At 71.6% G+C, this 18,204-nt stretch carries 16 protein-coding genes; 6 read left to right on the top strand and 10 right to left on the bottom strand.

Annotation, left to right across the window (positions count from 1 at the left end):
- Positions 1-38 precede the first annotated feature (38 nt).
- Complete coding sequence (locus AB0K15_RS06275) at positions 39-1,397, bottom strand: MFS transporter (RefSeq protein WP_364046173.1); 1,359 nt, start codon at positions 1,395-1,397, stop codon at positions 39-41.
- A gap of 355 nt (positions 1,398-1,752) precedes the next feature.
- Here AB0K15_RS06275 and AB0K15_RS06270 point away from each other — a divergent pair, with 355 nt between their 5' ends.
- A complete protein-coding gene (locus tag AB0K15_RS06270) occupies positions 1,753-3,294 on the top strand; it encodes a UbiD family decarboxylase (protein ID WP_364046171.1) in 1,542 nt (513 codons plus the stop codon).
- A 39-nt stretch (positions 3,295-3,333) separates the two neighbouring features.
- Here AB0K15_RS06270 and AB0K15_RS06265 read toward each other — a convergent pair whose 3' ends face one another.
- The gene (locus tag AB0K15_RS06265; RefSeq protein WP_364046169.1) at positions 3,334-3,627 is read right to left on the bottom strand and encodes a putative quinol monooxygenase; all 294 of its coding nucleotides are present in this window, start codon (positions 3,625-3,627) and stop codon (positions 3,334-3,336) included.
- 153 nt (positions 3,628-3,780) lie between these two features.
- On the opposite strand from AB0K15_RS06265, the gene AB0K15_RS06260 reads away from it, so the two are divergent.
- From AB0K15_RS06260 to AB0K15_RS06245, 4 genes are all read left to right on the top strand, one after another.
- On the top strand, positions 3,781-4,422 hold the full coding sequence (locus AB0K15_RS06260; protein ID WP_364046167.1) for a helix-turn-helix domain-containing protein: 642 nt from the start codon (positions 3,781-3,783) through the stop codon (positions 4,420-4,422).
- On the top strand, positions 4,419-5,117 hold the full coding sequence (locus tag AB0K15_RS06255; RefSeq protein WP_364046165.1) for a HipA family kinase: 699 nt from the start codon (positions 4,419-4,421) through the stop codon (positions 5,115-5,117). The genes AB0K15_RS06260 and AB0K15_RS06255 overlap by 4 nt, the downstream gene beginning before the upstream one ends.
- A gap of 88 nt (positions 5,118-5,205) precedes the next feature.
- Positions 5,206-5,697: a DUF3037 domain-containing protein gene (locus tag AB0K15_RS06250; protein ID WP_364046163.1), complete on the top strand. Its 492-nt coding sequence runs from the start codon at positions 5,206-5,208 to the stop codon at positions 5,695-5,697.
- 61 nt (positions 5,698-5,758) lie between these two features.
- On the top strand, positions 5,759-9,046 hold the full coding sequence (locus AB0K15_RS06245; RefSeq protein WP_364046675.1) for an error-prone DNA polymerase: 3,288 nt from the start codon (positions 5,759-5,761) through the stop codon (positions 9,044-9,046).
- A gap of 126 nt (positions 9,047-9,172) precedes the next feature.
- Here AB0K15_RS06245 and AB0K15_RS06240 read toward each other — a convergent pair whose 3' ends face one another.
- The 6 genes from AB0K15_RS06240 to AB0K15_RS06215 all read right to left on the bottom strand — a co-directional run bounded on the left by AB0K15_RS06240 (position 9,173) and on the right by AB0K15_RS06215 (position 15,555).
- Complete coding sequence (locus AB0K15_RS06240) at positions 9,173-9,562, bottom strand: VOC family protein (protein WP_364046162.1); 390 nt, start codon at positions 9,560-9,562, stop codon at positions 9,173-9,175.
- A complete protein-coding gene (locus tag AB0K15_RS06235) occupies positions 9,559-10,311 on the bottom strand; it encodes a metalloregulator ArsR/SmtB family transcription factor (protein WP_364046672.1) in 753 nt (250 codons plus the stop codon). Before AB0K15_RS06235 ends, AB0K15_RS06240 begins: the two co-directional genes overlap by 4 nt.
- 78 nt (positions 10,312-10,389) lie before the next feature.
- Positions 10,390-12,453, bottom strand: a complete 2,064-nt coding sequence (locus tag AB0K15_RS06230) for a bifunctional polysaccharide deacetylase/glycosyltransferase family 2 protein (protein ID WP_364046669.1) — start codon at positions 12,451-12,453, stop codon at positions 10,390-10,392.
- A 71-nt stretch (positions 12,454-12,524) separates the two neighbouring features.
- Complete coding sequence (locus AB0K15_RS06225; protein ID WP_364046160.1) at positions 12,525-13,007, bottom strand: hypothetical protein; 483 nt, start codon at positions 13,005-13,007, stop codon at positions 12,525-12,527.
- Between the two features lie 719 nt (positions 13,008-13,726).
- Positions 13,727-14,773 carry a M20/M25/M40 family metallo-hydrolase gene (locus tag AB0K15_RS06220; protein ID WP_364046158.1) on the bottom strand — a complete coding sequence of 349 codons (1,047 nt, stop codon included), beginning with the start codon at positions 14,771-14,773 and terminating at the stop codon, positions 13,727-13,729.
- Positions 14,774-14,889: 116 nt separating this feature from the next.
- Complete coding sequence (locus AB0K15_RS06215) at positions 14,890-15,555, bottom strand: nitroreductase (protein ID WP_364046156.1); 666 nt, start codon at positions 15,553-15,555, stop codon at positions 14,890-14,892.
- A 155-nt stretch (positions 15,556-15,710) separates the two neighbouring features.
- On the opposite strand from AB0K15_RS06215, the gene AB0K15_RS06210 reads away from it, so the two are divergent.
- A complete protein-coding gene (locus AB0K15_RS06210; RefSeq protein WP_364046154.1) occupies positions 15,711-15,977 on the top strand; it encodes a hypothetical protein in 267 nt (88 codons plus the stop codon).
- Between the two features lie 7 nt (positions 15,978-15,984).
- Here the strand turns inward: AB0K15_RS06210 and AB0K15_RS06205 are convergent, their stop codons facing one another.
- Together AB0K15_RS06205 and AB0K15_RS06200 are read right to left on the bottom strand one after the other, a co-directional pair.
- Positions 15,985-17,376, bottom strand: a complete 1,392-nt coding sequence (locus AB0K15_RS06205; RefSeq protein WP_364046152.1) for an MmgE/PrpD family protein — start codon at positions 17,374-17,376, stop codon at positions 15,985-15,987.
- A gap of 52 nt (positions 17,377-17,428) precedes the next feature.
- Positions 17,429-18,160: an FCD domain-containing protein gene (locus tag AB0K15_RS06200; protein WP_364046150.1), complete on the bottom strand. Its 732-nt coding sequence runs from the start codon at positions 18,158-18,160 to the stop codon at positions 17,429-17,431.
- Between the last annotated feature and the right edge of the window lie 44 nt (positions 18,161-18,204).

The raw sequence follows: 18,204 nt of genomic DNA, 5'->3' as shown, positions 1-18,204 counted from the left end.
CCTGGTCAAATTAACAGTACTCAAGTAATGTACTTAGCTTAGTATTTTGGGTCAAGCTGGCGCGCCAGGGGCGCCGGTTGCGGCGTCTTGACGGCCCGCAGGATCACCACGGTTATCGAACACAGCACCGCCGGCACCGCGAAGACCAGGAAGTACACCGGGAAGGGCAGCGAGGCAGCGAGCAGGTAACCGCCGATGAGCGGGCCGAGCAGCCCGCCGAGGCGGCCGATGCCCAGCGCCCAGCCCAGACCCGTCGCGCGGGCCTCCGGGCCGTAGGTGGCCATCACGAGCGTGTGCACCACGTTCTGGCCGCCGATGATGAACGCGCCGGCCAGCGCGTTGAGGATGTACAGCGCGACGACCGACGACGCGAACCCGAAGAGCACGAGGCACACCCCGCCCGCGGCGAACGCGATGGAGAGCGCCACGTACTGGTTCATGCGGTCGAGCACCCAGCCGAGCACGAACCCGCCGATCGTGGCCGCGGCGGCCTGCTCGATCGCGTAGGAGTAGCTGCCGACCAGCGACAGGCCGTGCTTCACGAGCAGCGACACCATCCAGAAGTCGAGCGCGTAGACCACGAACTGCAGGAACAGGTAGAGCAGTGAGAGTGTGAGGGTGGAGTTGCGGTAGTGCGGGGACCACAGCGTGCGCAGCTGGATCTTGCCGTTCTCGGTGCGCGGGCCGGTGAAGAACGTGGCCGGGTCGGCGGCCTGCGCCGCCGGCCAGATCGCCGGGAAGACCTTCTTGACGGTCGCGAGCGCTTCGTCGTACCGGCTGCGCGTCGCGAGGAACTGCGGCGTTTCGGGCACGAACCAGGCGATCAGGGCCGCGACGATCAGCGCCGCGTAGGAGATGTGGAACAGCGGCCGCCAGCCGAAGTCGGGCACCAGCAGGGTGGCGGCGATGGCGGCGAGCACGAAGCCGAACGTGAAGCAGCCGGCGGACACGGCGGTCATCCTGCCGCGCCGGCGCAGGGGCACGTACTCGCCCAGCATGGCGATCGTCGCGGGCAGCACGCCGCCCATGCCGATGGCGGCGCAGAACCGCAGGATCGCGAACTGGGTGTAGTCGCCCGCGAACCCGGCCGTGCCCATGAACACGGCGAACACGGACACGCCCAGCACGAGCATGCGTTTGCGCCCGAAGCGGTCGCCGAGCGCGCCGAGGCCGACGGCCCCGATGAACAGGCCGATGAAGGTGAAGGACGCCAGCCACCCCGCCTGCACGGGCGAGATGTGCCATTCGGCGACGATCTTGGGCAGTGCGTAGGACAGGGACTGCAGGTCGTAGCCGTCGAAGATCACCGCGCTGCCGCCGATCGCGGCTATCGCGAGGACCCGGCGGGGCATCGGGGTTTCGGTGAGGATCTGGTCGAACGTGGCAGCGGGTCGCATCCGCGCTCCTCGGCCCGGGCGGCATCCAGCACCACGACACTCACCGGCGAGTGCGGGAGGGGGACGGGTGCCGCGGGTTGATGGGGGGATTTATTTAACTTTAGTACCTGACTTGACAGCCGTAAATGATGCGGGAGACGATAGGTCGCGCCCAGGGATGTGTCAACGGCGAACTACGGGAGCGGTCAAGGCGATGTGGACTCTCACCGGCGCGGAAATCCTTCCTGGCAAGGAGAATCGTGATCGTGCCGTGTCCGGGCCCTGGTGGCTCCGTGGTGCGGAACGCGTTTGTTAACGGCCTCCGTAACAAGGAGTCCGTGAGTTCTTCCCGTCGACGAAAGAGGAACCGACAGCCGTGAACGACTACCCCTACGGTGACCTCCGGGAGTACCTGGCCGAGCTCGACCGCCGCGGGCTGCTGGTGCGCGTGACCCGGCCCGTCGACAAGGACACCGAGCTGGTTCCGTTGGTGCGCCTGCAGTTCCGCGGGCTGCCGGAGGCCGAGCGCAAGGCGTTCCTCTTCGAGAACGTGACCGACGGGTCCGGGCGGCGCTACGACGGCACCGTGGTGATGGGGGCGTTCGCGTCCTCGCGCGCCGTCTACACCACGGCGCTGGCCGCGAAGCCCGACGAGGTGGCCGGGCGCTGGGCCGCGGCGCTCGCGAACCCCGTGGAGCCGGTGGTGGTCGAGAGCGGGCCGTGCAAGGAGAACGTCCTCACGGGACAGTCCCTCCTGGACGCCGGGGGCGTCGACGGGTTCCCGCACCCGATCTCGACGCCCGGCTTCGACCCGGCGCCGTTCCTCACCGCGCCGTACTGGGTCACGAAGGACCCGGAGGACGGCACCTACAACGTCGGCATCTACCGCGGCATGGTCAAGGGCCCGGACCGGATCGGGCTGCAGATGGACACCCCCACGCAGCACATCGCGATCCACCTCGCCAAGGCGCGGCGCCTCGGCAAGAAGCTCGAGGCCGCGATCGTGCTCGGCGCGGTGCCCGCGGTCGGGTTCGCCGGGGCGCAGAAGATCCCGTTCGGCGTGAGCGAGTACGCCGTGGCCGGCGGCCTGATGGGCCGCCCGCTGGAGGTGGTGCGCTGCGAGACCGTGGACCTCGAGGTGCCCGCGCACGCGGAGATCGTGCTCGAGGGCGAGATCGACCCGGAGCACTTGGAGCCGGAGGGTCCCTTCGGTGAGGCGAGCGGCTACATGGGCCCGCAGACGACGTCGCCGGTGTTCCGCGTCCGCTGCATCACCCACCGCACGACACCGGTCGTGCAGGCGTTCATCAGCGAGTTCCCGCCGAGCGAGTCGACGCTGATGCGCAAGATCGCGTTCGAGAACGTGTACCTGCGGTTCCTGAAGCAGGCGTGCAACATCAACGCGGTGCAGCGCTTCGTCACGCACGAGAGCGGCACGTGCAACATGTTCTTCGTCATCCAGCTGAAGAACCCGACGCCCGGCCAGGCGCGACAGGCGCTGTACGCCGCGTCCGGGTACGAGGCGTCGATGGGCAAGACGATCATCGCCGTGGACGACGACGTCGACCCCGAGGACCTCAGCGCCGTGGTGTGGGCGATGAGCTTCCGCATGCAGCCGGCGCGCGACGTCACCGTGCTGCCGGGCAAGCTGCCGCGCCTCGACCCGTCGGCCGCGGAGGACGGCAGCCTGTCCTCGGCGCTGCTGATCGACGCCACGCGCAAGCGCCCGTACCCGCCGACCTCGTTGCCGGCCAAGGAGTTCATGGACCGCGCGCAGGACCTGTGGCAGGAGCTCGGCCTGCCGGAGCTGTCGCTGGCCGAACCGTGGCACGGCTACGAGCTGGGCGAGTGGTCCGACGCCGACCGGCACCGGGCGGCCGAAGCGGTGCAGGGTCGCTACGCGACGACCGAGGAGTGACGCTGTGTCCGCGGTGGGCCCTCGCGGTCCACTGTGGACTTACTCGGCGACGTCGAAGAGCTCCACGGCCCGGTCGTCCAGCAGGGGCACGATGCCGTCGAGGACGAGCCGCTTGAAGTGCTCCGTCTCGCGGTGCTCGGCGAACGCCTCCCGCGAGACGTAGCGCTCCAGCAGCACCACCGATCGCGGGTCGTCGAACGAGCGGTAGACGTCGAACGCCAGGTTGCCCGGCTCGGTGCGCGCCGCCTCCGCCAGCTGCGGCACCAGCGCGGCGACCTGGTCCTCCTTGCCGGCGGACACGGTGTAGCGGGCGATCACCTGGAGCTGGGGCATGCTCGGTCTCCTCGCGGTCGGGTGTAGTGATGGCTTCAGTTCCGGGGCGGACTGTAGCCGAGGTGCTGGCCGCGCGGGCCGGTTCTGTGGCCTGCCTCGCGTGAGTTGATATTAAAGTCGACTCCAAATTTGGAGCGTGCCATAATCTGACGCGTGGCCGGACTGAGGGAACGCAAGAAGCAGCAGACCGCGCGCCGGATCTCCGACGTCGCGATCGGGCTGTTCGTCGAGCGCGGCTTCGGCGAGGTGACGATCGCCGAGGTGGCCGAGGCAGCCGACGTCTCGGAAGGCACCGTCTACAACTACTTCCGCACCAAGGAAGACCTCGTGCTGCCGCCGGACGAGGCGTCGCCGAAGCGGCTGGCCGACATCGTGGCCGAGCGCGCGGCCGGCCAGTCCGCCGCCCGCGCGGTGCTCGCGCGCCTGCGGGAAGAGGTCCGCGCCCGGGAGCGGACTGTGGGGCTCACACCCGGGTTCGGGCGCGTGCTGGCGCTGATGCTGGCGACGCCGTCGCTGGCCGCGCGGCTCGGGGACCTCGCGGGGCAGATGGTCGACGAGCTCGCCGTCCTGCTCGCGGCGGAGACCGGCGCGGCGGCGGGGGATCCGGTGCCGCGGCTGGTCGCGAGCCAGATCGGCTGGCTGCACTCACTCGTGTTCGGGGAGATCGGCGCGCGCACCGTGGCGGGTGAGGCGCCCGACGCCATCGCCGGTGTGGTCGAGGAGCTGCTGGACACCGTCGAAGACCTGCTCGGCGAGCGGGTGCTGGGCTACGCGGTCCGTGAGGAGGACGCATGATCGAGCGGGTGCGGCTCACACGCTACGTCTCGCCGTTCCGGGAGGGCGGCTCGCTGCCCGGCCTGATGGAGGCCGACGACGAGGGCACCTACGTGGTCAAGTTCCGCGGCGCCGGGCAGGGGCCGAAGGTGCTGGTGGCCGAGGTGCTGTGCGCCGGGATCGCCGGGCTGCTCGGGCTGCCGGTGCCGCGGCTGGTCGAGGCCGAGCTGGACGCGGCGTTCGGCCGGCTCGAAGGTGACCAGGAGGTGCAGGAGCTGCTGCGCGCGAGCACCGGGCCGAACCTCGGCGTCGACTTCCTGCCGGGCGCGTTCGACTACTCGGTGCGCGCGTTCCCGGTCGACGCGGAGTTCGTGAGCCGGGTGCTGTGGTTCGATGCGCTGGTCAACAACGTCGACCGGTCGTGGCACAACCCGAACCTGCTGTGGTGGCACCGCGAACCCGTGCTCATCGACCACAGCGCTGCGCTCACGTTCACCACAACTGGGCGGGCGCGAGTGCCTATCCGACACGGCCGTACGTTGCGAGCGAGCACGTGCTGCTCGGGTTCGCCTCCGATGTGGACGCGGCTGACGCGGCACTGGCTCCGTTGCTGGACGAGGACGCGCTGCGCGCGGTCACCGCCGCGGTGCCCGACGCCTGGCTCGTCCCGGAACCGGGGTTCGGCAGCGCCGCGGAGCTTCGGGAGGCGTACGTGACCCAGCTGTCGCACCGGCTGCGCGCCCGCGACGCGTGGCTCCCGCCGCTGCGCGAAGCGGCGCGCGTGGCAGACCTGGCGGCTCGCCCGTGAGCGACGAGTACGAATACGCGGCTCTTCGCGTCGTCCCCCGGGCCGACCGCGAGGAGTCCATGAACGGCGGCGTGCTCCTCTACTGCCGCGCGCGCAAGTTCCTCGCCGCCGCCGTCGACCTCGACGCCCGGCGCCTGCACGCCCCCGATCCCACCGCCGACGCGGACACCGTGCGCGCCCTGCTCGCCGCCATCGCGGCCGGCTGCGCCGACGCCCCCGACGCGGGCCGCCACTTCCGCTGGCTCACGGCACCCCGCAGCACGGTCGTCCGCGCGGGCCCCGTCCACACCGGCTTCGCGGCCGACCCGGCCGCGGAACTGGACCGGCTGCTGACGGTGCTGGTCCGCCCGCTCGCCCGAGGGCCTCGAAGCGGCACCGGGGGACCGGTCCTCGCCACGAGTCGAGGTATGGTGCTGTTCGAACACCTGTTCCCATCCCGGGTTCGGGTCCGGACACGCTGTCTCCCCGCGGCGGTTTCACGCGAGTGAGGACAGTGCGGTGGACCAGCAGGACCAGCAGCACCGGCGAGGCGGCTTCAACAACCCCCTCATGCGGTGGTCGGAGCTGGAGCGGATCGCGGCGGGACGGGCGCCCGTGCGGGGCGACGGCGGGGACTCGCCGGCGTGGTCGCGCAAGCGGGAGGGGTACCGGGCGCCCGAGCGGTTGCGGCCGTGGGCGGACGTGGAGGTGGACGGGCCGCGGGTGCCATACGCGGAGCTGCACCTGCATTCGTACTTCTCGTTCCTCGACGGCGTCGCGTCGCCGGAGGCGCTCGTCGAGGAGGCGGTGCGGCTGGGGCTCGACGCGCTGGTGCTCACCGATCGCGACGGGATGTACGGCGCCGTCCGGTTCGCCGAGGCCGCGCGTGAGATCGGGGTGCGCACGGGGTACGGGGCGGAGCTGTCGCTCGGCCTGCCGGCGCCGCAGGGCGGGGTGGCCGATCCCGTCGGCACGCACCTGCAGGTGATCGCGCGCGACATCAAGGGATACGGGCGCCTGTGCTCGGTCATCTCGCGCGGGCAGCTGGCGGGGGAGAAGGGCCGGCCGGTGCTCACGCTCGACGACGTCGCCGACGAGCTGCATGGCCACGTCCTCGTGCTCAGCGGCTGCCGCAAGGGCGCGGTCCGCGGCGCGCTCGCGCGGGGTGACGACGCGGGCGCGGCCGTGGCGCTGCGGACGCTCGCCGAGCGGTTCGGCCGGGAGAACGTGGCCGTCGAGCTGCTGGAGGAGGGCCTGCCCCTCGACGCCGTCCACAACGACCGCCTGGCCGCGCTGGCCAAGGACCTGCGGCTGCCGACGGTGGCGTCGAACAACGTCCACTACGCGCGCCCCGAGCAGGCGCGCCACGCGGCGGCCGTCGCGGCGATCCGGGCGCGCCGCTCCGTCGACGAGCTGGAGGGCTGGCTGCCCGCCGACGGCACGGCGTTCCTGCGCAGCGGCGCGGAACAGGCCGGCCGCTTCGCGCGGTACCCGGGCGCGGTGCAGCGGGCCGCGCTGCTGGGGGTGGAGTGCGCGTTCGACCTCGCCCTGGTGGCCCCTGAACTGCCGCCGTTCGCCGTGCCCGCGGGGTTCGCCGACGAGGACGACTACCTGCGCCACCTGACGTTCGAAGGTGCCGCCGCGCGCTATGGTGGCCGCGCGGACAATCCCGAGGCCTACGCCCAGCTCGACCACGAGCTCGCGGTGATCCGGCAGCTCGGGTTCCCCGGTTACTTCCTCGTGGTGTGGGACATTGTCAGATTCTGCCGGGAAACGAACATCCTCGCCCAGGGCCGGGGTTCGGCCGCGAACTCCGCGGTGTGCTTCGCGTTGCGGATCAGCCACGCCGACCCCGTGAAGTGGGGGTTGCTGTTCGAACGTTTCCTCGCCCCCGAACGCGACGGCCCGCCGGACATCGACGTCGACATCGAGTCCGACCGGCGCGAGGAGGTGATCCAGTACGTCTACGCGAAACATGGTCGTTTTCACGCGGCGCAGGTGGCGAATGTCATCACTTATCGTTCGCGTTCCGCCATCCGCGACGCCGCCAAGGCGCTCGGGTACTCCACCGGCCAGCAGGACGCGTTCGGCAAGCGGGTGGACCGGTGGTCGTCGGTCGCCAGCGGCTCGACACCGGGGGAGCAGGGCCACGAGATCCCCGACGACGTGCTGGAGTGCGCCGCCTGGCTGGAGGACACGCCGCGGCACCTCGGCGTGCACTCGGGCGGGATGGTGATCGCGAAGACGCCGGTGTCGGAGATCGTGCCGGTGGAGTGGGCGACGGCGGCCGACCGCAGCGTGCTGCAGTGGGACAAGGACGACTGCGCCGCGATCGGGCTCACGAAGTTCGACCTGCTGGGCCTCGGCATGCTGTCCGCGCTGCACTACATGATCGACCTCGTCGCCGAGCACCACGACGTCCACATCGGACTGCACGACCTCGACCTCGCCGACCCGGCCGTGTACGACATGCTGTGCGAGGCCGACGCGGTCGGGGTGTTCCAAGTGGAGTCCCGCGCGCAGCTCGGCACGCTGCCCCGCCTGCGGCCGAGGAAGTTCTACGACCTCGTGGTGGAGGTCGCGCTCATCCGGCCGGGGCCGATCCAGGGCGGGTCGGTGCACCCGTACATCCGCCGCCGTCGCGGCGAGGAGGAGTGGTCGCACGCGCACCCGTTGCTGGCGCCCGCTTTGGAGCGGACCCTCGGCGTGCCCCTGTTCCAGGAACAGGTGATGCAGATGGCGCGCGACGTCGCGTCGTTCACCGCGGCCGAGGCCGACCAGCTGCGCCGGGCCATGGGGGCCAAGCGCTCCAGCGAGAAGATGCGGCGGCTGGCGGGCCGCTTCTTCGAGGGCGCCGCGGCCAACGGCTTGCCGGCCGACCTCATCGCCCGGATCTTCGAACAGATCCACGCCTTCTCCGGCTACGGTTTCCCCGAGGCGCACTCGATGTCGTTCGCGCTGCTCGTGTACGCGTCGGCGTGGTTCAAGCGCTACTACCCGGCCGCTTTCTGCGCCGGCCTGCTGCGCGCGCAGCCCATGGGCTTCTACAGCCCGCAGTCGCTCGTCGCCGACGCGCGCCACCACGGCGTCGTCACGCGCTCGCCGGACCTCAACCTCTCCCTGTCGCACGCGACGCTGGAGTCCTGTCCGGACAGTACCGGCGGTGTCGCGATCCGCCTGGGGCTCGCCGGCATCCGCTCGGTGGGCCAGGACGTGGCCGACCGCGTCGTCGCCGAGCGCGACGCCGGCGGCCCCTTCGCCTCCATCGGCGACCTGACCGAACGCGTCCAGCTCGCCCGCCCGGTCGTCGAATCCCTCGCCACGGCAGGCGTTTTCGGCGACCGCCGCTCGGCGCTGTGGGCCGCCGGCCCTGCGTCGGCCACGCGGCCCGACCACCTGCCCGGCCTGTCGCTCGGCCACCACGCGCCCCCGCTGCCCGGCATGACGGCGTTCGAACTGGCGACCGCCGACCTGTGGGCCACGGGTATCACGCCGGACCGCCACCCCGTCTCGTTCCTGCGCACCCACCTCGACGCCCTGGGTGCCCTCCCGGCCGCCTCGCTCCTGTCGGTCCCCGACGGCACCCGCATCCGCGTCGGCGGCGCCGTCACCCACAAGCAACGCCCCGCCACCGCCGGGGGCATCACGTTCCTCAACGTGGAAGACGAAACGGGCATGATCAACGTCATCGTGTCCGTCGGCGTGTGGCGCCGCAACCGCCGCCTGCTGCAGAACCACTCGGTGATCCTGGTGCGCGGCATCGCCCAGGTGGGCCAGGGCACCGTCTCGGTGGTGGCGGACCACCTGGCGGCCCTGGACCTGAAGGGGCTGGCCGGGAAGTCGAGGGACTTCAGATGAGGCCCGAAGCACCTGCCAGGACGGTTTCGGCCCTCGCCGGCCCTGCGGTTGCGTCGGCCGCCGCGCGAGCGCGGGCGGGTTGCCGGCGGCCGTGGTGCGTGGCTCGCCTCGGGAGAATCGGGGCGATCAGCCTCGTGGCTGGAACAACTCGACCGGGTTTCCCGCGGGGTCGTCCAGCACGATCTGGTGCCCTCCGGGGCCGGTGACGACCTCACTGCGGAACTCGACACCCGCCGCGCGCAGCCGCGTCACCTCGGCGTCGATGTCCTCGACGATGAGGTGGATGCGGTTCCAGCCACCCGGGCCGGGTTTCGTGCCGTCCGGCATCGCCCTCCCGGCCGAACTCGTGGGGCCACTCAGCAGCAGCCGCAGGTTCCCGCGGGTCACGTCGGCGAACGCCGGGGCGAAGTGCGTCCGCACGGTGAACCCGAGGTGAGTGGTGTAGAAGGCGATCGCGGCGTCGACGTCGTCGACGAGGTAGCGCACGCTCACCAGGGTTTCCAGGTCGGTACTCATGGTCGGCTCTCCTCGGCATCGGTGAGGGACAGCGGCAGGAACCGGATGCGGGTGTCCAGCTCCGCGGCAGTGCGCTGGAACGCGGGCAGGGTGTCCCCGCCGGGATCGGGCTCACCGGCCGGATCGGGCAGGCTCCAGTGGATCGTCACCGGCCGCCCGGGGAACTCCGGGCGGACCTCGCGGACCCGATCACACAGACTGATCACCCAGTCGAACCGCCTGCCGCGCACGGAATCCAGGTGGGTCGGCTCGTGCTCCAGTGTGAGGCCGTACTCCGCGGCCACGCGCACCGCGTTGGCGTGCAACGGTTTCGGGTGACTGCCGGCACTGGCCACCTCCACCGCGCCCCGCGAACGGTGCCGCAGCAGCGCCTCCGCCAACGGGGAACGCCCGCTGTTGCCCGTGCACAGGAACAACACCCTCGCGCGCCGCGAGCGGTGGGGACCGAAGCCGCCCGACGGTCCGATCCCCGGGTGCAATGCCGCCCCGGCCTCGGCCCACGCGTCCGCGCACCGCGCCAGGTCCAGGTGGTAGTAGCTGTCGCGTCCGTCGAAACTGCTCCGCCGCGCGGTCACCAGCCCCGCCGACCGCAACTGCCGCAGGTGGTACGACACGAGGTTCTGCGGCTGCCCGACCGCCGCCACCAGTTCCCGCACGCGCCGATCGCTGCCGGCCAGCTCGCGCGCCAGCCGCCAGCGCACCGGATCGGCCAGCAACCGCACGAACGCCGGGAGGCCGTCAGACGACAACACCACCCGAAAATACATCAACCCAGATTGATAAATCTACCCCTCGTCGAGCGGCTGTCCGCGTCGCGGCGCGGACCGTCAGCGGCCGGCATCGCGGCCGGAAGGATTCGCCGCGTCGAGGGTGAGGCCCGTGCGGTGCAGCTTGTGCCAGGGCAGCGGTGCCCCGGCGAGTGCGGTCACCACCGACTGCACGACGACGAGGTACATCAACTGCCGGTACACGAACTGCTGCAACGGCAGCAACAGCAGCGAACGCACGCGCTCACCGTCGAGCCGGAACGCGATCATCGCGGGAATCGCCTGCAGCGCAAGGAAAACCAGCCAGTACCCGGCGACGGTGACCCAGTCGGAGGTGAGGATTCCGAAGATCGCCGCGGCATCCACCAAAGGCGCCAGTACCGGCAGCAGCACCTGGAACAGCAGCAGATACGGCAGCCCTCGCCGGCCCAGGCGGCCGGCGGCACCTCGTTCGAGCACCGCGCGGCGGTGCTTCCACACCGCCTGCAAAGTCCCGTAGCACCACCGGTACCGCTGCTTCCACAGCTGCCCGAGCGTGGCCGGTGCCTCGGTCCAGGCCCGCGCTTCCTGCTCGTAGACGACGCGCCAGCCGGCGCGTTCCATGGCCATGGTCAGGTCGGTGTCCTCGGCCAGTGTGTCGAGGGGAATGCCGCCGAGCCGCAGCACCGCGGACCGGCGAAACGCGCCGATGGCCCCGGGAACCGTCGGCATGCACTCCAGCACGTCGTAAAGCCGCCGATCCAGGTTGAACCCGATGACGTACTCGATGTGCTGCCACTGCCCGAGCAGGCTGCGGCGATTGCCGACCTTCGCGTTGCCCGACACCGCCCCGATCCCGGGGTCGGCGAAGTGCTGGACCAGCGTGCGTACCGTGCCGGGTTCCAGCACCGTGTCGCCGTCGACGAGCACCACCAATTCCGTGCGCGCCGCGGCGATCCCGGTGTTGAGCGCCGCGGCCTTCCCCGCGTTCGCCTGCCGGATCAGCTGGACGCGCCGGGAGACGTACCTCTCCACCAGCTCGGCGGTGCCGTCGGTCGAGCCGTCGTCGACCACGATCACCGCGACCCGATGATCCGAGGCGAGCACCGAGCGGATCGTGGCTTCGATCCCGGCCCGCTCGTTGTAGGCGGGGATGATGACGGTGGCCGGTGCGGTGACGGCGCCGAGTTTCGCCGACCGCCGCCGCCGGACGTGCACCGCGGTCGTGATCAGCATGACCACGGTGCGCAGTCCCGCGAGCACACTGGCGACGATCAGCAGCGCGGCCAGCAGATCGGCGACCACGTTGCTGGTCTGCACGGCCCCGATCAGCAGCCAGCCGGCCGCTATTTGGCCGAAACCGGCGGGGGCACCGGCCGAGGCGAGGCCGACCGCGTCGCTCACCGTGCCCAGTCGCCAGCCCTGGGCCTGCAACGCCGGGATCAGCCGGTCCAGCGCCGCCACGGTCTGGGAACGGTCGCCGCCCGCGTCGTGCATGAGCAGGACGGTTCCCCGATCGTCCTTCGGCATCGAGTTCGCGACGATCGCCGCGACGCCCGGCCGTTGCCAGTCTTCGGAGTCGGTGTCGGAGAGCACGGCGATCTTGCCGGCGGCGCCGATCCGCTGGATCGAACGCCAGGCCGGATCGTCGACCGAGGCGGGGGTGGCGGAATACGGCGGGCGAACCAGCGCCGGGGACACCCCGGCCCCACCGGCCACGGCGAGATCGGTGAAGCGCAGCTCGAGCTGAGTGCGCAGGTCACCCTCCGAACGGAGATCGACGTGCGTGGCCGTGTGGTTGCCGATGTCGTGGCCGTGGGCCGCGATTTCTCGCACCAGCCCCGGGTACTCGGCCGCGTGCGCGCCGGTGACGAAGAAGGTGGCCTTGACGTGGTAACGATCGAGGACCGCGAGAATCGCCGGCGTCCAGGTCGGGTCGGGCCCGTCGTCGAAGGTCAGGGCGAGTGTCTTGTCCGCGGGACGCCGCACGTCCGGCGCGCCGTTGCGGGCATCGATCAGCGAGCCACCAGTGCGCACGCTGTCGGGCACATTCGCCGTGGTCGACTGCGGCGCGGTCTCGTCGCTGTGGAACCCGCCCAGAACCACGGCGTGCAGCGCGAGCAGCCCGACGACGGCCACCAGCACCGCGATCAACAGGAACCAATGCGCACGCGGGGCCGGGGCGGGTCTCCGGAGCCGGTGCCGGCTGGCGGCCATCAGGGCCGCGGCTTCTTGCTGACATCGGGCTTACCCGGGGGCGTTTCCGGTGCGTGGGTACTGCGGTGCTCGGTGCCCGGAACCGGTTTCGACGCCGTGGTGGCGGGCAGCTGCGCGGCGGTCGTGCTCGCGGATCGCTCCTCGGTGCCGACCGGGCCGGCGCCGGCACTTGTCGTCGTGGTGTCACCGCCGGTTTCCGATGCCGAGCGGTCGTCGGTCGCGGTGCTCTGGTCCGGTGGGTTCGGGGGCGTGGTCGCGACGTAGGTGGGCTCGGGTCCGAGCGGCGCGATCGGGATCAGCAGCGGCGAGGGAACCGGGGCACCGAGCAAGGCGGCAATCAGAACCGCGACGTAGCCGATGGTCAGGACCCCGCCGCCGATGGCCACCCGCCGGAGAATCTTCCGACGCCGCCCCGTCGCGTCCACGAACACCGGCGGCTCCGTTGCCGCGCCCGCGGCACCGTCATCCGCGAGATCGACCAAGTCACGCATGTTTCACTCCATCGGCGGGGAGCACCACCTAAACACACCACAATCGGTGAGCGAAGCACGATCCGCGTTCACGCATTCGAGGTCACACCGCCGGTCTCGGCAAACCCGCACAGCGCCGCCTCAAAGGGGCAGCTCACGCCGCCGACCCCGTGTGGCCCGGACAAGCCGACACCAGGTACAGGTCGGGGCCGGCAGACCGAAGAGGACGCCGGCTGCGGGCCGACGCCCACGCCGCGGCGGGTCCCCCGGTCCGGTCACGAGTGATCGCGCCCGCGGCGGCCGCGGTGAACCGGGGTCAGCCTCGCCATCCCAGCGCCCGGCGAACGGGCGGGCGAGCGCGGCGGCGCGCAGCACCCCGAGGATCGGGCCACCCGTCCAGGATCCCGGGCGTGCCTTCGACCTCGCGATCATCCTCGGCGGGGTGATGTTCTTGAGCGACCCGGCCGCCGCTTTCGGATTGCGGCCACGCGGCCGGCCCGCGTTCACGCGGCCGCACGCTGACGGCCCGACGGCGCCTGCGCGCTTGGCGCCTCCGCGTTGAACCCGCACCTGGGCCGCCCGTCGCCCGCGGCGCGGGGGATGGGCTCCCTGGCCGACCCGGCTCGCGTTCGCGCGGTACTCGGCCAGGGGAGGTTCACCGCCGTGAACATCCGACCGGCCGAAGTGCTCATGCATTACAGCCACGACGCCACCGGCGCGGCCGGCTTCCCTCAGCGGGGGAGTGGCGCGTCCGTGGTCGCGAAGTGGGCGACCGTCCCGGCGATGGCGGAGAGGTAGTGGCTCAGGACCACGCGGTTGACGTTGGCGAGACCGTCGCAGGCCTGGTGGTAGCAGGGGTCGTACCGCTCGTCCGCCGCGCCGCCCCAGTCCTGGGCCTGCGCCGCGGTTTTGTCCTTGTGGTCACCGTTTTCCGCGCCGCCGGAGGGAATGTCGGCGTCGACGAACGCCGTTTCGTCGTCGCCGACGAACTCGACGATCTCCGGCCGCACTCCCGTCTTCGCCAGCTGGCCGGCGAGGACGGCGGCGACGGTGGCCGAGCCGGACGGGCCGGTGGCGGACTCGTCGTCGCCCACCCCGCCCTGGGCGAAGTAACCACCATTGGGTGAGGCCACCATGTCCACGTTCAGGTAGAGCGCGATCTTGTCGCGATCGTCGGCGGAAAGGCCGCGCACGTAGGATTTCGAGCCTTGGGAACCACTCTCTTCGGAGCCGAAGAACGCGAACCGGACCGCGTTGCGCAGTGGCGCCGAGGGCCCCAGGCGGCTCGCGATCTCCAGCAGCGTCGCGACGCCGGAGCCGTTGTCGACGATGCCCGGGCCGTCCCGCACCGAATCCAGGTGCGCCCCGATCACCACCACGTGGTCCGGGTCGCCGGTGCGGGTCTGCGTGACGACGTTGCGCATCGTGGCACGCTCGCGGCCGCGCTGGCTGGACGCCTCGTAGGTCGGCGTGCCCACGTCGTAGCCGGAGCCGCGGAGGGCGCCGACGACGTAGTCGACGCTCGCGTCGTAGCCGGGCCCCGGCGAAGCCCGGTTGCCGCCGTTCTCGTCGGCGATCTTCTGCAACGCGGTGAGGTGGACGACCGCGCCGGCATCGGTGACCGAGCTCTTCAGCTGCTGAGCCACCGGGCCGTCCACCGCCGTGACATTCGGTTCCGGTGGCTCCTCGGCCGGGGACGAACAGCCCGCGGCCACGACGCCCGCGATCACCACGAGGGTGAGTCCTGTGCGGGGCAGGGCCCGTTTCAGTGACCGCATCACCGTCGCTCCTCATCCGGCTCGCGCCTGTCTCGAGGATGTGCCTCTTCCGAACCCCATCGTCGCGGACCCGCGCAGCCGTGGCACCGCACGGCGAAGGTGATTGTTGCGGCGGCTCACCCCTCGACGAACGTCACCGTCTCCTCGAGCGGCGCCCGCCCCGCGCGGCCGAGGTCGACGGACGTGTCCTCGTGGCCGATGGACATGCCGCAGAACAGGACGAGGTCCGCCGGCGGCGAGACGATCCCGGCGACGGTCTTGTGGAGCTTCGCCCACGCCATCTGCGGGCAACTGTGCAGGCCTTCGGCGCGCAGCAGCAGCATGACGGTCTGCAGGAACATCCCGGCGTCGGACCACTGGGGCCGGCCCATGGTGAGGTCGAGGTAGCAGAACAGGGCGGCCGGCGCGCCGAAACAGTCCCAGTTCGCCGCGGCGGCGCGCTGGCTCAGCTCGACGTCCTCACGGGAGATGCCGAGCGCGCCGTAGCGCTGCTTCCCGAAGGCGGCGCGCCGCTCGGCATACGGCGACTTCAACGTGGCCGGGTACTGCTCGTACTGGGCCTCGTCCCACGGATCCCCGGCCGCGATCCGCTCGCCGGCGCGCTTCTTCAGCTCCGCCAGCGGCGCACCCGTCACCACATACACGCGCCACGGCTGCAGATTCGACCCGGACGGCGCCGCGGCGGCCGCCGTGAGGACGCGCCGAAGCACTTCCGGCGCGACCGGCGCGTCCGTGAAGCCCCGCACCGCCCGTCGGCTCGTGACTGCCTCGTAGACGTCCATCGACCCCGCCCATTTGGTATCTAGTGAGATAGTATCAGTCAATACTATCTCGGAGGCGGTTGCCGACCGGGTGAGGGCGCTTACGCGATCACCGCGATCCGCCGGTTCATACTGTGCTCGTGAGTGACTGTTCGTGGCCTGAGCACGGAGACCGCGTGGCCGAGCGGGCGCGCGCCACCTGGGATGTCGCTGTCACACGACTGCCCGTCGGCGCCCGGATCACGGGCTCGGTCGTCGCGCGTCAGCCCTTCGGTGTGTTTTTCGCGGTCGACGAGGTGCCTGGCGCCCTCGCCCTGGCCGAAGTCACCAGTCTTCCGGGCGGCGGTGAGCTTCCGGTTCTTTCGGCTCGCGTCACAGGCGAGGTCCTCGGGCACCGGCACGAGAACCACCAGATCCACGTCCGAGTCACCCGCGTGGACTGATCCACCGTCACTCGACGCGCGAGCAGGCCTCCCCGAACTCCAGTGCCGGGGTCGTGTTGTCGGTGCCGAGGCTCAGCACGGCGGAGCGAACCCGCGCGGCAGTCGCGTCGTCGACGACCAGGGCCATGTTCGCTGCGTACTTGGCCGCGATGTCCTCGGCGGACAGTGGCCGTTCGGCATGGCCGCGGTTCACCTGCTCGCGCCGGGACAGCCGGCGGCCGTCTCGCAGCGTGACCTCCACCGCGGCCGAGTAGGCCTCCGGGAAGCGCGATTGCGGGTCGTCCGCGAAGTCGACCCGGTCGGCGACCGCGTGGATGGCGGGGTCGGCGAGGGAGTCGTCGGTGAACTCCGCCAGCGTGAGACGGCCACGGGTCAGGCAGGCGCCCGCGATGTACGGCACGCTGAACTTCGCGTCATAAAGGTCGCGCGGGCGGCGTTTGCGCTCGGCGGGCTCGAAGACGGCCGCCGCGGCGGTGGGGTGGATGAGGCAGCGGATGTGCTCGACGTCGTCGGCCGTGAAACCCTCCGCGGCGCGCAGGGCCAACAGCGCGTCGGCGAAACCGTGGCTGAAGTGGCAGCTCGGGAACGGCTTCACGCCCGTCGTGAGCAGTTCCCAGCGGGTGCCGAGGTCGGCGGTCAGCGCGTCGGGGTCCCAGGAGCGGCCACCCAGGTGCGTGGCATAGAGCCCGTAGCGGCCTTCGTAAACCCGCCCCGGCCCCGGCCAGCCCGCGCGGGCGAACGCCGCCGCCGTCAGGCCCGAAGCGGCGGCCCAGCCCGGGTGCAGGCGTTTCGTCCACGCGCCGTCCTCCAGGAACTCCAGGATTCCCGACGCCATCGAGCCCACGACCTCCTGCGCGCCCGCGATCCCGGCGGCGTCGAGGCCACCGAGCTTCGCCGCTGCCACCGCGGAGCCGAACGCGCCGGCGACACCGGTCGGGTGGAAACCCGTGTCGTGGAATCCGCCGTGCGCCGCCAGCCCGACCCGGGCGCTCACCTCGATCGCCAGCACGTACGCCACCAGCAGCTCCCGCGTCGTCCGCCCGGCCGCGATCGCCGCGGCCAGCGAAGCGGGCAACGCCGACGCCGACACGTGCACGATCGAGCCGATGTGCGTGTCGTCGAAGTCGTGGCCGTGCACGAGGATCCCGCCCAGCATCGCGGCGTCGCGCGCCGGCAGGCGATCGGGAAGGGCGAGCACGGGCTGGTCGCCGGAACCGAGCAGGGAGAACGCCTCGCGGGCCTTGTGCGCGAACGGTTCGTCCGCCGCGCAGAACGCGAGCCCCACCGCGTCGAGGGCGAGGTGGCGCGCCTGCTCGACGACGGCGGCGGGCAGGTCTTCGAACTGGACGCCGGCGGCGAACTCCCCGAGCCGGCCGGCGAGCGTGGTGGTCGGGTGCATGCCCAGCAGTGTGCAGCGCCTGCCGCGCCACCGCAAGGCATATGTCGGACGTTTAGTCTTCCATCTTCTCGTACAACGGCCGCAGGCTGTGCAGGTGCTCGCGCGTGAGCCGCTCGGCCGCGTCGGCGTCGCCATCGGCCACGGCGCGGTGGATGTCGACGTGGTCGGCGTCGACCTGGTCCCACACGTCGCGTGGGATGCGGTCGCGGTGCAGCCGGCCGCGCAGCACGGCGTTGATCGGCCGGCACATCAGGTGCAGCAGCGGGTTGCCGGTGATCGCGACCAGCGTCGTGTGGAAGTCCCAGTGCACGACGAACCCGCTCGACGGCGCCAGCGCCGACGTGCTCGCCGTTGCCCCGGCCAGCGCCTCCAGGTCCGCGGCGTCGGCCCGCGAAGCCGCCAGCCGCGCGGCAAGCGGTTCGAGGATCAGCCGCGCCTCGAGCAGGTTCTCCACGGTCATGCCCTGCGCGTTCACCAGCAGTCCCAGCGCGCCACCCAGGTTCTCGGCGACGCTCAGCGCGTCCGGGCTCGACACGAACGTCCCGCCCGTGGCCCCGCGGGTGGTGTCGACCAGGTGCTGGCTCGCGAGCAGCCGCAGCGCTTCGCGGACGGTGCTGCGGCTGACCCCGAACAGGCGCGCCAGCTCGGCCTCGTTGGGCAGCCGCGCGCCGGCGGTCAGCTCCCCGGTGAGGATCTGGTCCTTGAGCTGGTCGGCCACCTGGCGGTACGCGGCCTGAACCCGGCGCACCCGCAGGCCGGCCTGCGTGCCGGCGGTCTCGCTCATCGGTTTCCCCTCGGTTCGAAAAGCTTGGTCCCCGAAGCGTAGGA

The sequence above is a fragment of the Amycolatopsis sp. NPDC049253 genome (assembly GCF_040678995.1).
Lineage (GTDB): Bacteria > Actinomycetota > Actinomycetes > Mycobacteriales > Pseudonocardiaceae > Amycolatopsis.
This window is presented reverse-complemented; position numbering and strand designations above follow the sequence as displayed.